This is a genomic window from Bradyrhizobium sp. STM 3843 (assembly GCF_000239815.1).
In the GTDB taxonomy this organism is placed as follows: Bacteria; Pseudomonadota; Alphaproteobacteria; order Rhizobiales; family Xanthobacteraceae; genus Bradyrhizobium.
Genome location: NZ_CAFK01000323.1, coordinates 30,503 through 44,270 on the forward strand (window position 1 = coordinate 30,503; position 13,768 = coordinate 44,270).

General features: G+C 64.3%; 15 protein-coding genes and 1 riboswitch. Of the genes, 11 read left to right on the plus strand and 4 right to left on the minus strand.

Going from position 1 to position 13,768, the window contains the following annotated elements; translation table 11 throughout:
• Positions 1–23 precede the first annotated feature (23 nt).
• The 4 genes from ftsE to BRAS3843_RS35635 all read left to right on the plus strand — a co-directional run bounded on the left by ftsE (position 24) and on the right by BRAS3843_RS35635 (position 3,260).
• Positions 24–683 (plus strand): cell division ATP-binding protein FtsE, encoded by a 660-nt coding sequence (gene ftsE, locus BRAS3843_RS35620; RefSeq protein ID WP_008974123.1) that lies wholly within the window; start codon positions 24–26, stop codon positions 681–683.
• A complete protein-coding gene (locus tag BRAS3843_RS35625; RefSeq protein ID WP_008974124.1) occupies positions 676–1,644 on the plus strand; it encodes an ABC transporter permease in 969 nt (322 codons plus the stop codon). The genes ftsE and BRAS3843_RS35625 overlap by 8 nt, the downstream gene beginning before the upstream one ends.
• A gap of 194 nt (positions 1,645–1,838) precedes the next feature.
• The gene (locus BRAS3843_RS35630) at positions 1,839–2,480 is read left to right on the plus strand and encodes a YdcF family protein (RefSeq protein ID WP_035983928.1); all 642 of its coding nucleotides are present in this window, start codon (positions 1,839–1,841) and stop codon (positions 2,478–2,480) included.
• Positions 2,481–2,492: 12 nt separating this feature from the next.
• Positions 2,493–3,260, plus strand: a complete 768-nt coding sequence (locus BRAS3843_RS35635; RefSeq protein ID WP_008974126.1) for a lysophospholipid acyltransferase family protein — start codon at positions 2,493–2,495, stop codon at positions 3,258–3,260.
• Between the two features lie 4 nt (positions 3,261–3,264).
• On the opposite strand, the gene BRAS3843_RS35640 is transcribed toward BRAS3843_RS35635, so the two are convergent.
• Positions 3,265–3,852 (minus strand): gamma-glutamylcyclotransferase, encoded by a 588-nt coding sequence (locus BRAS3843_RS35640; RefSeq protein ID WP_175361184.1) that lies wholly within the window; start codon positions 3,850–3,852, stop codon positions 3,265–3,267.
• 108 nt (positions 3,853–3,960) lie between these two features.
• Between BRAS3843_RS35640 and BRAS3843_RS35645 the strand changes: the two genes are divergently transcribed.
• Positions 3,961–5,145: a DUF2125 domain-containing protein gene (locus tag BRAS3843_RS35645; protein WP_008974128.1), complete on the plus strand. Its 1,185-nt coding sequence runs from the start codon at positions 3,961–3,963 to the stop codon at positions 5,143–5,145.
• Between the two features lie 24 nt (positions 5,146–5,169).
• Here BRAS3843_RS35645 and BRAS3843_RS35650 read toward each other — a convergent pair whose 3' ends face one another.
• From BRAS3843_RS35650 to BRAS3843_RS35660, 3 genes are read right to left on the minus strand one after another with little or no spacing between them, the layout of a single operon-like run.
• Positions 5,170–6,105 (minus strand): prephenate/arogenate dehydrogenase family protein, encoded by a 936-nt coding sequence (locus BRAS3843_RS35650; protein ID WP_008974129.1) that lies wholly within the window; start codon positions 6,103–6,105, stop codon positions 5,170–5,172.
• Positions 6,102–7,199 (minus strand): histidinol-phosphate transaminase, encoded by a 1,098-nt coding sequence (gene hisC / locus BRAS3843_RS35655; protein WP_008974130.1) that lies wholly within the window; start codon positions 7,197–7,199, stop codon positions 6,102–6,104. Before hisC ends, BRAS3843_RS35650 begins: the two co-directional genes overlap by 4 nt.
• A gap of 42 nt (positions 7,200–7,241) precedes the next feature.
• Positions 7,242–8,075, minus strand: a complete 834-nt coding sequence (locus tag BRAS3843_RS35660) for a chorismate mutase (RefSeq protein ID WP_008974131.1) — start codon at positions 8,073–8,075, stop codon at positions 7,242–7,244.
• Between the two features lie 196 nt (positions 8,076–8,271).
• A riboswitch (SAM riboswitch) is annotated at positions 8,272–8,351 on the plus strand.
• Between the two features lie 89 nt (positions 8,352–8,440).
• Between BRAS3843_RS35660 and BRAS3843_RS35665 the strand changes: the two genes are divergently transcribed.
• The 6 genes from BRAS3843_RS35665 to BRAS3843_RS35690 all read left to right on the plus strand — a co-directional run bounded on the left by BRAS3843_RS35665 (position 8,441) and on the right by BRAS3843_RS35690 (position 13,375).
• Positions 8,441–9,652 (plus strand): homoserine O-acetyltransferase, encoded by a 1,212-nt coding sequence (locus BRAS3843_RS35665; RefSeq protein WP_008974133.1) that lies wholly within the window; start codon positions 8,441–8,443, stop codon positions 9,650–9,652.
• Positions 9,653–9,654: 2 nt separating this feature from the next.
• The gene (gene metW / locus BRAS3843_RS35670; RefSeq protein ID WP_008974134.1) at positions 9,655–10,320 is read left to right on the plus strand and encodes a methionine biosynthesis protein MetW; all 666 of its coding nucleotides are present in this window, start codon (positions 9,655–9,657) and stop codon (positions 10,318–10,320) included.
• 524 nt (positions 10,321–10,844) lie between these two features.
• On the plus strand, positions 10,845–11,261 hold the full coding sequence (locus BRAS3843_RS35675) for a YciI family protein (RefSeq protein ID WP_008974135.1): 417 nt from the start codon (positions 10,845–10,847) through the stop codon (positions 11,259–11,261).
• 33 nt (positions 11,262–11,294) lie between these two features.
• Positions 11,295–11,663, plus strand: a complete 369-nt coding sequence (locus tag BRAS3843_RS35680) for a hypothetical protein (protein WP_008974136.1) — start codon at positions 11,295–11,297, stop codon at positions 11,661–11,663.
• Positions 11,664–12,042: 379 nt separating this feature from the next.
• Positions 12,043–12,771 carry a TetR/AcrR family transcriptional regulator gene (locus tag BRAS3843_RS35685; protein WP_008974137.1) on the plus strand — a complete coding sequence of 243 codons (729 nt, stop codon included), beginning with the start codon at positions 12,043–12,045 and terminating at the stop codon, positions 12,769–12,771.
• 118 nt (positions 12,772–12,889) lie between these two features.
• Positions 12,890–13,375, plus strand: a complete 486-nt coding sequence (locus BRAS3843_RS35690) for a DUF2852 domain-containing protein (RefSeq protein ID WP_035983930.1) — start codon at positions 12,890–12,892, stop codon at positions 13,373–13,375.
• Positions 13,376–13,768 lie beyond the last annotated feature (393 nt).

Consider the following 13,768-nt stretch of genomic DNA (forward strand, 5'->3'; position numbering starts at 1 on the left):
AAGCTTTCGGACGGAGCTGACGCTTGGTTCGGTTCGAAAATGTCGGATTGCGCTACGGGCTCGGGCCGGAGATTCTCCGCGACCTGAGCTTCAATGTTCCCGCGCACTCCTTCCAGTTCCTGACCGGGCCCTCCGGCGCCGGCAAGACCTCGCTTTTGAAGCTGCTGTTCCTGTCCTTGCGGCCGACCCGCGGATTGGTCAACCTGTTCGGCTATGACATCTCGCTGCTCGGCAAGGACGAGATTGCCGATTTGCGCAAGCGGATCGGCATCGTGCTGCAGGACTTCCGCCTGCTCGACCACATGACCACCTATGAGAACGTCGCGCTGCCGTTTCGGGTGATGGGCCGCGAGGAGTCCAGTTATCGCAAGGAGGTCATCGATCTCCTCAAATGGGTGGGCCTGGGCGAGCGCATGGACGCACTTCCGCCAATCCTGTCTGGTGGAGAGAAGCAGCGGGCGGCGATCGCACGCGCGGTGATCTCGCGGCCGCAGCTGCTGCTCGCGGACGAGCCGACCGGCAACGTCGATCCGACCTTGGGCCGCCGCCTGTTGCGCCTGTTCATCGAGCTCAACCGCTCCGGGACCGCGGTCATTATCGCAACCCACGACATCACGCTGATGGACCAGTATGAGGCCCGCCGGCTGGTGCTACATCAGGGACGGCTGCACATCTATGAGTAGCGTGGACGATCGCGGCCTTTTGGTCGACCTTGGCGACGAGCGCCCGCAGCTGCCGGCGCAGGCGCGCATCATATCTCCCATCGTGCCGCGGGCGTCGATCGCCGGCCGCGCGCTGGTCGCGGTGGTCGCGATCATGACTTTTCTTGCCTCGATCACGACCGGCACCGTGATGCTGGTCAGCGAATCAGCGGCGGAGTGGCAGTCGGAGGTCGCGAGCGAGATCACGGTGCAAGTGCGCCCCAGGACCGGGCGGGATCTCGATCGCGACACCGCGGCGGTGGTGGACGCGATGCGGGCCCAGCCCGGGATCGTCGAGACCAAGCCCTTCACCAAGGAGGAATCCGGCAAGCTGCTTGAGCCTTGGCTCGGCAGTGGCCTCTCCTTCGACGACCTGCCGGTGCCACGCGTGATCGTTGCGCGGGTTCAGCCCGGCAGCACGTTCGATCTCGCCGGCCTGCGCGAGCGCGTCACCATGATCGCGCCGAATGCCAGCGTCGATGATCACCGGGCCTGGATTGACCGGATGCGTTCCATGACCGGAGCCACCTTGCTGGCGGGTATCGGGATTCTCGTGCTGGTCATCGCCGCCACCATCCTCTCGGTCTCGTTCGCGACCCGCGGTGCGATGGCGGCGAATCGGCCGATTGTGGAGGTCTTGCACTTCGTCGGTGCCGGCGACCGCTACATTGCCAATCATTTCCTGCGCCATTTCCTGCAACTCGGCCTCGAGGGCGGCGTGATCGGCGCCGGCATCGCGATGCTCGGCTTCGGCTTCTCCGAGTCGATCGCCAACTGGTTCTCGGGCACGCCGGTGGGAGACCAATTCGCGGCGCTGCTCGGCACTTTCTCGCTGCGGCCGCTCGGCTATGTCGTGATCGCGGTGCAGGCGGTCGTGATCGCGGCCGTCACCGGCTGGGCTGCGCGCCGGACTCTGTTCGCGACGCTTGAGAGCATCGACTGAAGGGACCGGCCCGCTGCCACGCCGGATTTCACTTTAGCCAAAAAAAGCCTAAAATCGTCTGCGCCGGAGGTGCGTCTGCGCATACCGCATCATGATCCAAGGAGAGGACCGCCGGACGTCGCATGGGTTCGCAGACCGACGATACGCCGCCGAGCCCCTCCTTTTTTCGGGTGGTTCGGCGCGGTGTGGCGGGAATGGTGGCCGCGCTGGCGCTGGGCTTTCTGGTCGCGGCGATCGGCTTTATTGGCTTCCTGTCGCAATTGCGTGGCGCCGAGATCAAGCCGGAGCGCCAGGCCGACGGCATCGTCGTTCTCACCGGCGGCTCGTCGCGCGTATCGGACGCGGTCGAGCTGTTGGCCAGCGGCTATGGCAGGCGGCTGTTGATCTCGGGCGTGCATCCGACCAACGACGCCAATGACATTTCGCGCTCGCTGCCCGAGGCGCGGTCGTTCATCGCCTGCTGCGTCGATCTGGATTATTCGGCGATCAATACCCGCAGCAATGCCGCCCAGACCCGGCGCTGGGCGCATGAGCGCGGCTTCAAGTCGGTGATCGTGGTGACCTCGAACTACCACATGCCGCGCGCGATCGTGGAGCTCTCGCACGCGATGCCGGATATCGATCTCATTCCCTACGCCGTGGTCGGCGAGCGCTGGCGGGACGAGCCGTGGTGGACCAGCGGTCCCACGTTGCGGCTGCTGTTGTCCGAATATGCGAAATATGTCGCCGCCGAGGTCAGGGTGCGTCTCGCCGATCTTGGCCTCGATCTCGCGCCGGAGGGCGAACCGCCGAGCGGAGCGCTGGCGCATCGTCCGGCCACGGCGCAGGCCAATTGAACAGGATGTGCGATGGTTTCGATCTTTCTGCGTTCGCTGGTGTTCAACATCCTGTTCTATCCGGTGTTCATCTTCTGGGCGCTGGTGGCGCTGCCGACCCTTGCGATGCCCCGGAAGGCCTTGATGCGCGTCGCCAATTGGTGGGGGCAGACCAACATCCTGTTGATGCGCGTGATCTGCAACATCAGGGTCGAATATCGCGGCGTCGAGAAGATCCCGAAGGGTCCTTTGATCGTCGCCGCCAAGCATCAGTCGATGTGGGAGACCATCTCGCTGTTGCACTTCTTCGACGAGCCATTCTTCGTGCTCAAGCGCGAGCTTAGGCGCATTCCGATCTTCGGCCTCTTCCTGATGAAGGCCGACATGGTTGCGATCGACCGCAGCGCCGGCAGGCGCGCCTTGATGCAGGTCGTGCGCCGCGCATCCGAGGAGGTGAAACGCGGACGCCAGTTCGTGATCTTTCCGGAGGGCACGCGCCGGCCGCCCGGCGCACCGCCGCATTATAAGGCCGGCGTTGGCCTGATCTACGTCGATTGTGGCGTGCCGTGCCTGCCGGTCGCGCTCAATTCCGGCCTGTTCTGGCCGCGCAACTCTTTCATGCGTTATCCCGGCACGCTGGTCGTCGAATTCCTCGATCCGCTGCCGCCGGGGCTGCCGCGCGAGGAGTTTCTCTCCCGTGTCGAAACCGCGATCGAGGATGCGACCAATCGTCTCGTCGCTGCGGGCGAGGCGGAGCAGGCGCAGCTGTTCGGGCGTGTGCCGCAGGCGGCCAAGGCGTGAGGTGTTATGCTCCGTCTTGCGGTGGATGCCGCGCATGGCCGTCGTCGTGCAGCATCAGCGCCAGCCGATGCAGCTGCGCGTCGCGAAAGCCTTGGGCTTCGATCGCCTTCACGGTCGAGAGCACATACTCGCGATTGGGGCCGGATTGGCCGTGGCCCTGCCGCACGTGGCGGAGCTGCTCGACTGGCGACAGCCGGCCGGCATATTGCACGTGACCACGATCGACCACATAGGTCAGCGCGCTCACCCGCTGGCGGGCCTCGTTCTCGAGCCACACCGAGCGCTTCACCTCGCGATAGACCGACGTGACCTGCTCGCGTGCGCGCAGATAGGCGATCACCGTTTCGCGGTCCTGTTCCTTGACTCGGAACGCGATCCCCCGGCACGCGCCACCGCGGTCAAGCCCGAGCACCAGCCCCGGTTTCTCCGGTGTGCCGCGATGAACGAAGGAATACACACACAGCGCGCGATGCTCACCGATCAGCCGCGCCGGAACCTGCTCGACGAAATCGAACCCGGGCCGCCACATCAACGAGCCATAACCAAAGACCCAGAGATCGCCATGAGGGAATTCGCTCTCAGACAGGTTCATTGTCGCCATAAGATTAGGAGCCCCATGCTGGCCGATGCGCATTCGTTAACTTAAATACACAATCCGTGATCGCCGAATTGCCAAAATTGCTCCGCAAAGGGTCCCCGCATGTCCGATATGAGGTCAGCGCCGCGCAGGCGCCCGCTGTGGGGGCTTTTCATCGCTCCCGTTCTGCTCCTGATCGCCGCCGTGGCGTGGAGCGCATTCTGGTTTTTTGCCGCTTCGCAGGTCGATGTCCAGGCCGATGCCTGGCGTGCGCGCGAGGCGAAGTCCGGACGCGTCTATGATTGCGCGCGGCATTCGGTCGCCGGCTTCCCGTTCCGGCTCGAGGTCCGCTGCGAGGATCCGAGCGTCTCGCTGTTCGGGCAGGCGGCCCGCATCCCGCTGATGACAGCCAAGCTCGGCGAGATCCTGGTCGTCGCGCAGGTCTATGACCCGAAACGTCTGATCGCCGAATTCACGGGACCCGCGGCGATTTCGAACGGCAGCGATCCTGCGTCCTTCGCGGTGAACTGGCGGCTCGGCGAGGCCAGTGTCTACGGCTTGCCTGTCGCGCCGGAGCGTGGAGCACTGGTGTTCGACAATCCCACGATCGATCGGATCGATGGAGCCAACCAGGTCCCGCTTGCGCGCGCTGATCATGTCGAATTGCACGGCCGCCTTGCCGAGGGATCGCCGACGGATCATCCGGTGATCGAGACCGCGCTGCAGATCGCGAGCGGAAGCATTCAGGGCAGCCATCCGCTGCTCGCCGAACCCTTCAATGCCGACATTCAGACGCGGCTCTCTGGGCTGAAGGATTTCCGGCCAAAACCGTGGCCGGAGCGGTTTCGGGAGATCCAGGCTGCGGGCGGGCATGTCGAGATCGTGCAGTCGCGGATTCAGCAGGGCGAATTGCTTGCCGTGGCCTCGGGCACGCTCAGCCTCACACCGAATGGCAATATCGATGGTGAGCTGCAGATGACCGTTGCGGGGATGGAGAAGGTGATCCCGGCGTTGGGTATCGACAAGATGCTCGACAGCGGCGTGCCGCAGTCGACGCTCGATCGCGTCGCTCCCGGCGTGAAGTCGCAGGATCTCAACAATCTGTTCGGCGCGCTGGACCGCGCGATTCCAGGGCTCGGCAAAGTCGTCAAGCAAAATGCCAATGCCGGCGTCGCTGCCAGCATCAACGCGCTGGGCAAGGAAGCCGTGCTCGAAGGGCGCAAGGCGCGCACATTCCCGTTGCGCATCTCCGATGGCGCGGTCGTGCTTGGCCCGTTCAAGGTCGCGCAGATCCCGCCACTGTTTTAGCAGGAGCTGCGCGGGTCTCAGCCCTTACGGCTGCTTGATCTGCGGATGCGGTCGGCCGAAATCGGGCGCGGCGGAATCTTGACCGATCTCGACGATGCCGCGACGGATCGCGCGGGTTCGGGCGAAATGATCGAACAGCGCCTGGCCGTCGCCGCGACGGATCGCGCGGGTCAGCTTGGCGAGATCCTCATTGAAGGTGCCGAGCATCTCCAACACGGCGTCCTTGTTGTTCAAGAATACGTCGCGCCACATCGTCGGATCAGAGGCCGCGATGCGGGTGAAGTCGCGGAATCCGCCGGCGGAAAACTTGATCACCTCGGATTCCGTGACCTGCGCGAGTTCGTCGGCCGTGCCGACGATCGTGTAGGCGATCAGATGCGGAAGATGGCTGGTGATCGCGAGCACGAGATCATGATGATCGGGCGTCATGATCTCGACCTTGGCGCCGAGCGCAGCCCAAAATGCGCGAAGCCGGTCGACTGCACCGGCGTCGACCCCTTCCGGCGGGGTCAGGATGCACCAGCGGTTGATGAAGAGCTCCGCAAAACCCGAATCAGGCCCGGAATTCTCGGTGCCTGCGACGGGATGCGCCGGAACGAAATGAACCTCTTTCGGCAGGTGCGGCGCCATGTCGCGGACGATGGCGCCCTTGACCGAGCCGACATCGGAGACGATCGCGCCCGGCTTGAGGTGGCCAGCGATCTCCTGCGCGACAGGCCCGCAGGCGCCGACGGGAATGCAGAGGATGACGAGGTCGGCACCATCCGCGGCTTCCGCATTGCTCGCGACCACCCGATCGACAATGCCAAGTTCGGCGATGCGCGCGCGCGTCTTCTCCGAGCGTGCCGTCGTGATGATCTCGCCGGCCAGACCGTGCGCGCGTGCGGCGCGGGCGATCGAGCCGCCGATCAGGCCAAAGCCGATCAGGGCGAGGCGCTCGAATTTCGGCGATGCGTTCACTTCGGCCCCATGAATTCGCGCAAGGCGTCCACCACCAGGCGATTGGCTTCTTCGGTGCCGATCGTCATGCGCAGCGCATGCGTAAGTTTGTAGTTGCCGAGCGCGCGCAGCACCAGGCCACGCCGGGTCAGGAACTCGTCGGCCTCGGCGGCGGTCTTGCCCTTCTCGGCCGGGAAGTGGATCAGGACGAAGTTCGTCACGCTCGGCGTGACTTTCAGGCCGAGCTTGCCGATCTCCTCAGACAGCCAATTGCGCCATGTCTCGGTGTGGGTTTTCGACATCTGCACATGCGCGGTGTCCTCGATCGCAGCCACGGCTGCGAGCATCGCCGGCGTGGAGACGTTGAACGGGCCGCGAATCCGGTTCACCGCATCGATGATGTGGGCCGGGCCGAACATCCAGCCGACGCGCAGCGCTGCAAGACCGTGGATCTTGGAGAACGTGTGCGTGACCACGGTGTTCTCTGTGGTGGCGACGAGCTCGATGCCGAGCTCATAATCGTTCCGCGACACGTAGTCGGAATAGGCCGCATCCAGCACCAGCACGACATGCGACGGCAGGCCGGCGCGCAGGCGCTTCACCTCGTCGAATGGAATATAGGTGCCGGTTGGATTGTTCGGATTGGCCAGCCACACCAGCTTGGTGCGCGGTGTAACCGCATTCAAGATTGCGTCGACATCGCAGGTGAACTCGCGCTCGGCTGCGACCACGTTCTTAGCGCCGCAGGCCATGGTCGCGATCGGATAAACCAGAAAGCCGTGCGTGGTCGAAATCGCCTCGTCGCCGTGGCTGAGATAGGTGTGCGCGAGCAGATTGAGGATCTCGTCAGAACCGGCGCCGCAAACGATGCGGTCGGGATCGAGGCCGAAGGCGCGGCCGATCGCTTCGCGCAGCACCCGGGAGGTGCCTTCGGGATAGTCCTCCAGATGACCAGCCGCACTCTTGTACGCCTCGATCGCCTTCGGTGATGGCCCAAACGGGGTCTCATTGGCCGAAAGCTTGAACACCTTGCGGCCCGGCTCCGGCTTCGGGCTCTTGCCGGGCGTGTAGGGCGCAATATCGAGGATGCCGGGATTCGGCACGGGGCGGGACATCTCAAGACTCCGGAGGTAACAGGGCGGCCAGAGGCTCAGGCCCTAGCTCGGGACCGTATAGCGCTTTGCATGGCCGCCGACGAGGGCCGTCGAGCGCACTGAGGCGCCCGCCGCGATCAGGGCTGCCCTGATCTTTTCGAGGCTCGAGGGGGCCTCGATCGAGACCAGAAGGGCGGCGCTGTCGAAGGCGGTATCCGGCACCGTTACGATATCGGCCAGAGGCGATAGCGCCCGCGCGACCTGGGCATTCCATCCGGAGACGCGGATGCTCCAGGTCTCGACTTCCAGCAGCAGCGCGTCGTCGGCCACGCGCGAGATCGCAAACACGGGCAGCGCCGCCGGATGATCAGCGCGCTCCAGGAATGGCAGCCGGGCGATGATCTTCGGCGCGCCGACCGGCTCGAGCGCGATCCACCACGGCGTATGCCCCGATGTCACCGAGACCAGCGCCAGATCGCCCTTGGATTTCGCCACCGCTTCGACCGCGGCCTGGGCGCTGAAATGCGCCACATAAGGCACCAGGAAGCCGAAATGGAACCGCGCGGAATCGCGCATCGCAGCCTCGCCGACCGAGACGTCGGCATGCACGGAAAACGGCGCCTGCACATACGTGAACGTGGACACGATCACGCGCCAGATGCTCTCGACCGTATCGAGCGGCAGAATGCCGCGATGGCGCTGAACCAGGCGCTTCATCATGTCGGCTTCGCGCGCCGGGCGGAAGGCCGAGCCGACCTCCTGCGTCTTCTTCACCTGGATCAGCCGATCGATGATGTCGCCGCGCCTCATCAACAGCTGATGCATCTGCTCGTCGATCGCATCGATCTCCTTGCGCAGATCCGTAAGCGAGGGCGGGGCGGGAGGCGTCTCGGGCATCGCGCGATAATCTCTATGCTGCATGCAACGCCTGCTGCGCGGCAGGCCTTTGTCGTTCTGTCCCATCGATGAGGTCTGCGCAACACCAAGTTTACCCCGCGCTGCTTGGCTTTCAGAATTGCTACAGCTGCAACGTCAGCGGGATGCCGTTAACCACCGCTCGCCTTGACGTCGGTCGTGCGCGGGACTAGGTTAATGCCTGTTCCGTGGTCATTTGAGCCGGCCGGCTTGCAGCCACGTTAAAAAACTCGCTAAACAGGCCGGGGACAGTTTCGATCCCGGCCGAACCCAAGTTCAGGCCGGGTTTTTTATGGCCTGATATGTCACGTGGTTCGGGAGCCTCGGCAAGCGCCGGGGACAGAGACATGACAGGCCTGACGCCCAAATCGAAAACGCCGCGGCGCGCGATCCCGCCGCAGGAGCGTTCGCATGAGGTCGATCATCCGAGCTCGCCGGTCGCTGAGTTCGGCATTGATAAGCCGTTGCGGCTCGACTGCGGCGTTGACCTCGCGCCGTTCCAGATCGCCTACCAGACCTATGGCGAGCTCAATGCCGACAAGTCCAATGCGATCCTGGTCTGCCACGCGCTGACCGGCGATCAGCATGTCGCCAACCGTCATCCGATGACCGGCAAGCCTGGCTGGTGGGAGACCATGGTCGGCCCGGGCCGTCCACTCGACACCAGCCGCTACTTCATCATCTGCTCCAACGTCATCGGCGGCTGCATGGGCTCGACCGGCCCCGCCTCGCTCAACCCTGCGACCGGAAAGGTCTGGGGCCTGGATTTTCCGATCATCACCATCCCCGACATGGTGCGCGCGCAAGCGATGCTGATCGACTATCTCGGCATCGAGACGCTGTTTGCTGTTGTTGGCGGCTCGATGGGTGGCATGCAGGTGCTGCAGTGGACGGCGGCCTATCCGGAGCGGGTGTTCTCGGCGCTGCCGATCGCCTGCGCGACGCGCCACTCGGCGCAGAACATCGCCTTCCACGAGCTCGGTCGCCAGGCCGTGATGGCCGATCCGGACTGGGATCACGGCCGCTACGCCGACAAGGCAGTGCATCCGCATCGCGGGCTCGCGGTGGCGCGGATGGCCGCGCACATCACCTACCTCTCGGACGCCGCATTGCATCGCAAGTTCGGCCGCCGCATGCAGGATCGCGAGCTGCCGACCTTTTCCTTCGACGCCGACTTCCAGGTCGAGAGCTATCTGCGCTATCAAGGTTCGTCCTTTGTCGAGCGCTTCGACGCCAACGCCTATCTCTATCTGACCCGTGCGATGGATTATTTCGACATCGCCGCTGATCATGATGGTGTGCTGACGGCAGCCTTCCGCGGCATCGAGACGCGCTTCTGTGTCGTCTCCTTCACCAGTGACTGGCTGTTTCCGACCGCGGAATCGCGCGCGCTGGTGCATGCGCTCAACGCGTCCAGCGCACGGGTGTCGTTCGCCGAGATCGAGACCGACAAGGGGCATGATGCCTTCCTGCTCGATGTACCCGAATTCTTCGACATCGCCCATGCCTTCCTCGAATCCGCGGGCAAGGCGCGCGGGCTGAACGAGCCGGGAGAGTGATGATGTCGCTGCAACAGGTCCTGCCGTTGAACGGCGCGGCGGCGCGCGAGGCGCTCGCCTATCGTCCTGATCATCTCCTGATCGCCGAGATGGTCGATCGCGGCTCGAAGGTGCTCGACGTCGGCTGCGGCGACGGCGATCTTTTGCAGCTCCTCGAGAGCCGCGGCATCGACGGACGTGGCATCGAGCTGTCGCGCGAGGGCGTCAACCATTGCGTCGCGAAGGGCCTTGCGGTGGTGCAGGGCGATGCCGACACCGACCTTTCCAACTATCCCGACGACGCGTTCGACTACGTGATCCTGTCGCAGACCCTGCAGGCGACACGCCGGCCGAAGGCGGTGCTCGAAAATCTCCTGCGCATTGGCCGGCGCGCGATCGTGACGTTTCCGAATTTCGGCTTCTGGCGCATGCGCCTGCAGCTTTTGATCGGCGGCCACATGCCGCGGACGGAGAACCTGCCGGCGACCTGGTACGACACGCCCAACATCCATTTCTGCACCATCAAGGACTTCGTCCAGCTCTGCGACGAGATCAACGTCAAGATGGAGCGCGCGGTGGCGCTCGACTCCTACGCCCGCCCGCTGCGCTTCAATATGCCCTGGTGGTTCTGGAACATGTTCGGCGAGCAGGGGATCTTCTTGCTCAGCCGGGCCGGGAAGGCGCGGTAGTCCCACGTCATTCGGGGGGCGCGAGTTGTTTCGGCAATCTCCGATGTCGTCCCAGCGAACGCCGGGACCCATAACCACCGGCCTTGCTAGACGATGACTGATAGTTTGCTTCTATCCGATAGAATCCGCGGTATGGGTCCCGGCGTTTGCCGGGACGACAGAGGAAGGCTTGGCGACGTCACGGCCTGAGTCTCCGGGTTTACGTCTCGAACAGCGTACGGCGTCCCAGGGCACCCCCGCGGAGCATTTGCGCCCGAGCTTTGCGAAAATCTTTGCCTCCCACTCAGAGAGGCGCAGGGAAGACCGGGTTCCGGCTGGTACCCACGGCTCCCATCTGGCACGACGAGCAATTTACACCTGCCGGACGTGATTGCGCAGCTGCCGGGGCGATGCGTTGTCCTGCCAAACACAATGACTTGCGAAATATTTTCTGCGGGCCCTGTCGGTGCGGCAACCGCCGGTTCGTCTTGTTGAGGACGGCCGGATTGTCCGGTCGAGGCGCGAAGTCAAAAAGGAAGGTGACGATGCGATTCATGATGCTGATGATTCCGCTCGGCTATGAGGCGGCGCCGCCTGACGTTCAGCTCGATCCCGAGCGTGTCGCGGCGATGATGCGCTACAACGAGGCGCTGAAGGACGCAGGCGTGCTGATCACGCTGGACGGGCTGCATCCGCCGTCGATGGGCGCCCGGGTCTCGTTTGCCGGTGGCAAGCCGGTCGTGACCGACGGTCCGTTCACCGAATCCAAGGAGGTGCTCGGCGGCTACTGGATGATCGACGTCGCCTCGCGTGAGGAGGCGATCGGCTGGGCCAAAAAATGCCCGGCATCCGACAACGAGATCATCGAGATTCGCCAGGTGCAGGAGATGGCGGATTTCTCCGAGGATGTTCAGAAGGCAGCTGCCGGCTTCGACGCGCTGCCGCGCGCCGGCCGACGCTGATCCACCCCCATTGCGCAGAACGAGGAAAAATCGATGACCGACAACAGCAACACTTATCTCGCCGTGTTTCTTGGCAGCCGGACCAGCCCGCAATGGAAGGCGTGGGAGGCACTGTCCGAAGCCGATCGGAAAGCGCGGGAGCAGCAGGGCATGGCCGCCTGGCATGCCTGGGTCAATAAGCACAAGGATGCGATCGCCGGCTTGGGCGGTCCGCTCGGCAAGACCAAGCGGGTCGACAACGGCGGCATCACCGACATCAGCAACGAGATGGGCGCGTTCACGGTGGTCCGCGCTGCCTCGCACGAGGATGCCGCCAGGATGTTCGAGAACCATCCGCATTTTGCGATTTTCCCGGGCGAGCGGGTCGAGATCATGCCGGTGCTGCCGATCCCGGGCGGTTAGTGGTGGCTGTCGACTGAAAGACCATCGCTGTTGCGGTGGGGGAGTACGCATGTTTGGGCTGATCGGAGCCCTTATCGTGCGGCGAGCTGGTGTTCACCGTCCCCCGAAGGGGGAGGGTCGGCTCGCATGAGCATGAGCGCAGCGAAATGCGAGCCGGGGTGGGGTGACGCCGCCATCCGCGTCCCCGGTGCCCATGTTCATGGGCCAGGTCAGGCGCTTTGAGAATAGTCGAACCAATGACGACCGATTGCGGAGGTCACGCCACCCCGCTCGCCCGCGATCGACCCTCCCCCTCCAGGGGAGGGTGACTTTCCCCGCATTGTGGGCTCTCCGAAAAGCTCTGGCTTCTGCGTGGCCGGCTCATGTAAAAGCCCTTCACATGAGCTGGCGCAAGGAACAGCGCCGCGCCGAGCGCGGCTATCATCACGGCAACCTCAAAGAGGCGCTGCTGCAGGCCGCGCTCGACCTGATCGCGCAGAAGGGTGCCGCTGGTTTCACCTTTGCGGACGCCGCCCGCATGGCGGGTGTCAGCCCGGCCGCGCCGTACCGGCATTTCCGCGACCGCGACGAACTGTTGACCAGCATTGCCCAGCGCGGCTTCGAGCAGTTCGAAAGCCAGCTCTCCGCCGCCTGGGACGACGGCCGGCCCGACACGGTCACCGCATTCGAGCGGGTGGGCAAGGCCTATCTCGCTTTTGCCCGCGAGGAGCCGGCCTTCTATTCGGCGATGTTCGAATCCGGCGTGCCGACGGATTCCTCGCCCGGACTGATGGCAGCCGGCGAACGTGCCTTCGGCGTCATTCGCGCGGCTGCGGAGCGGCTCGCAGCGCTGGCCCCGCCCGGCGCGCCGCGCCCGCCGGCAATGATGATGGCGCTGCATATCTGGTCGATGGCGCATGGCATCGCCTCGCTGTTTGCGCGCGGCGATGCGGCCCGCCGCAAGCTGCCGATGTCGCCGGAGGAGCTGCTCGAAGCCGAGCTCCTGATCTATGTGCGCGGGCTCGGCTTCCCGACCGATCGCCGCAACACCACCTCCAGCGCAGCGGCCGAGCCGCCGCCGCTGCCCGAGGACGAGCGTCCGGCCGGTCCATGGGGCCGGGCGAAATAATCTTTCACAAATAATTCAAGCGACGCGTCAGGTGGTCGCCTTGACAAAATTCATGGTTGAGCTAGCTATGTAAATGTTATTTACATTCACAACGGCGCATGCCGTGATGGAGAGGCAGATGGCCTACAGCGCAGACGTCAATCGATGGCGCGGCCCCGACGAGGACCAGTACCGACGGCCCCACATGATGGAGTCGCCGTGGCATCCCGGGTGGATCGCTGTGACCATCCTCGGCTTCATCATTTGGTGGCCGATCGGACTTGCCCTTCTCTTTTTCACACTCGGGAGCAGAAAAATGGCGTGCTGGAATGGCGGCGACCGCTGGCAGAATAAGATGGAGCGGATGCAGTGGAAGATGGAGCGGATGCGCGACAAAATGGAGCGCCGCGGCTTTGGTTTCGCCTTCGCGCCGCCCTCGAGCGGCAACCGCGCCTTCGATGAATACCGCATGGAGACGCTGGAGCGGCTCGAGGAGGAACAGCGCGAATTCAAGGAGTTCCTGAGCCGCCTGCGTCACGCCAAGGACAAGGAGGAGTTCGACGCCTTCATGGCCCAGCACCGCCAGCGTCCGACCCCGCCGAACGATCAGCCGCAGCAGGGCTGATAGCTGCTGCGACATTGAGCCTCAGGTCGATCCAGCCCCCAACCTGATGGCCATAAGACGCCCGTCTGCATCCCGCAGGCGGGCGTTTTTGCTTTGGACCGTCCTCTTACCCTTCGCTGGGACGGGAAGGGCGGAGACTGCGGCTCCCTCCCGCGCTCTGGCCTCCCAAATGCCGAGCTTGTGATCGGGACGTGTCCATAACGGGTTGCACCGCCAGGGCTTTCGCCTTTGAAACTCGCGCGCGGTAACCCCGCCTTAACCGTCGGCGGGGTTTGGTGAGCTCCGAGTAAAGTCGCGCAAGCAGCCCTTGTTTTGACATTTTGGCGGGAGAAGGAGGCCAGAAGGCTTCGGCGGGCCTCCCAAGCGACCAAGACAGGGTTCATCGCGTAGGCG

Coding starts and splice junctions, on each gene's coding strand:
- BRAS3843_RS35625 (WP_008974124.1), top strand. CDS start 676: ATGAGTAGCGTGGACGATCGCGGCCTTTTGGTCGACCTTGGCGACGAG.
- BRAS3843_RS35630 (WP_035983928.1), top strand. CDS start 1,839: ATGGTGGCCGCGCTGGCGCTGGGCTTTCTGGTCGCGGCGATCGGCTTT.
- BRAS3843_RS35635 (WP_008974126.1), top strand. CDS start 2,493: ATGGTTTCGATCTTTCTGCGTTCGCTGGTGTTCAACATCCTGTTCTAT.
- BRAS3843_RS35640 (WP_175361184.1), bottom strand. CDS start 3,852: ATGAACCTGTCTGAGAGCGAATTCCCTCATGGCGATCTCTGGGTCTTT.
- BRAS3843_RS35645 (WP_008974128.1), top strand. CDS start 3,961: ATGTCCGATATGAGGTCAGCGCCGCGCAGGCGCCCGCTGTGGGGGCTT.
- hisC (WP_008974130.1), bottom strand. CDS start 7,199: ATGTCCCGCCCCGTGCCGAATCCCGGCATCCTCGATATTGCGCCCTAC.
- BRAS3843_RS35660 (WP_008974131.1), bottom strand. CDS start 8,075: ATGCCCGAGACGCCTCCCGCCCCGCCCTCGCTTACGGATCTGCGCAAG.
- BRAS3843_RS35665 (WP_008974133.1), top strand. CDS start 8,441: ATGACAGGCCTGACGCCCAAATCGAAAACGCCGCGGCGCGCGATCCCG.
- metW (WP_008974134.1), top strand. CDS start 9,655: ATGTCGCTGCAACAGGTCCTGCCGTTGAACGGCGCGGCGGCGCGCGAG.
- BRAS3843_RS35675 (WP_008974135.1), top strand. CDS start 10,845: ATGCGATTCATGATGCTGATGATTCCGCTCGGCTATGAGGCGGCGCCG.
- BRAS3843_RS35680 (WP_008974136.1), top strand. CDS start 11,295: ATGACCGACAACAGCAACACTTATCTCGCCGTGTTTCTTGGCAGCCGG.
- BRAS3843_RS35685 (WP_008974137.1), top strand. CDS start 12,043: ATGAGCTGGCGCAAGGAACAGCGCCGCGCCGAGCGCGGCTATCATCAC.
- BRAS3843_RS35690 (WP_035983930.1), top strand. CDS start 12,890: ATGGCCTACAGCGCAGACGTCAATCGATGGCGCGGCCCCGACGAGGAC.